This window comes from Pilimelia columellifera subsp. columellifera (genome assembly GCF_039532605.1).
Taxonomy (GTDB): Bacteria; Actinomycetota; Actinomycetes; order Mycobacteriales; family Micromonosporaceae; genus Pilimelia; species Pilimelia columellifera.
The window spans coordinates 1-1,112 of the sequence record NZ_BAAARY010000072.1 but is presented as its reverse complement, the minus strand read 5'-3'; the positions used below and the strand labels follow the sequence as shown (position 1 = coordinate 1,112).

Here is a 1,112-nt window from a genome sequence, read left to right as displayed (position 1 = left end):
CTGCCACAACGGTTCGGGGCAGTACTTCTGAACATCATCCACACCAGCTCAACGAACGACCAGGCGCTGCAACAACCCCAAATGACACACGGTCTTACCGCTGCTGGGGCACGGCTGGTCCTGCCGGTCCTCGGGGTGCGCTTAGCCCCGAGCCGGGACACGGTGCGGCGGGTGATCGCGGCGATTGACACTGCTGCGGCGGATCGGCTGGTGTGTCTGTGGCTCGCCGGCCGGCTCCCGGCCCCGGCCGTAGGGGCCGGGCTGGCCATCGATGAAAAGCAGTGCGGCACTCGACCCCTGACCGGTTCGATCCGAACCGCAACGTGAAGCTGTTCGCCGCGATGCGTCACGATACCGCGGTCGCGATCGGGCAGACGCTCACGCCAACCGACACCACCGAGGTCACCCAGATCAGCGCCCTGCTCGACCCGGTCGACATCACCGGTATGACTGTCACCGCTGACGCCGCTCACCCCAGCGTCAAGACCGCCACCTACCTGCTGGACCGCGGCGCCGGGTACGTGTTCACCGTCAAACCAACTTCAAGAGCCTCTACCAGGGGATCTGCGACCGGCTACCGGTCGCGACTGCGTGCCAGCATCCGGCCTCGACTACCCCGGCGCCTCACAAGTGTTCCGGATCCGCCGCGACACCTACAACCTGTCCCGCCAGCGCGTCAGCAAAGACCTCACCGTCGGCGTCACCACGCTCACCAGCCCCGCCGCCGCGGTCGCCGCGCACGTCCAACACCACTGGGGCATCGAAGCAACATCCACCGCGTACGTGACGTGCTCCTACGCGAAGACCACCACCACGCTGTTGGGCGACACTGAAGATGCCGATGTCGCGGGCGGTTTCGGGCACTAACAATCCCGCTGTGGCCTCGTGCCTGCGACGCCTTGATTTGGGGCGGCGCCTTGCCGATGGCTCGGTCGCCCATCGGGCGGCCCGGGATTGGTGGGACCTTGAAGCTCTACCGACAGACTCGGTCCAGCATGGTCGTCAATCCCGGCCCCTCCCTGTCACGCTGGTGTGAGACAGCTCGTCTACCAGGAGATAGTCTTCCTGGACGGCCCTGAGGAGAGCACATCAGCATGGTGTTGAAGCCCCAT

At 65.9% G+C, this 1,112-nt stretch carries 1 protein-coding gene; it reads left to right on the top strand.

The window, feature by feature from the left end; all coding sequences use genetic code 11:
* The first annotated feature begins 341 nt into the window (after positions 1 to 341).
* Positions 342 to 833, top strand: a complete 492-nt coding sequence (locus ABD287_RS18660; protein WP_425565675.1) for a transposase — start codon at positions 342 to 344, stop codon at positions 831 to 833.
* Positions 834 to 1,112 lie beyond the last annotated feature (279 nt).

Excerpts from the sequence above, each read along its gene's own strand:
- ABD287_RS18660 (WP_425565675.1), top strand. The coding sequence starts at position 342 with ATGCGTCACGATACCGCGGTCGCGATCGGGCAGACGCTCACGCCAACC.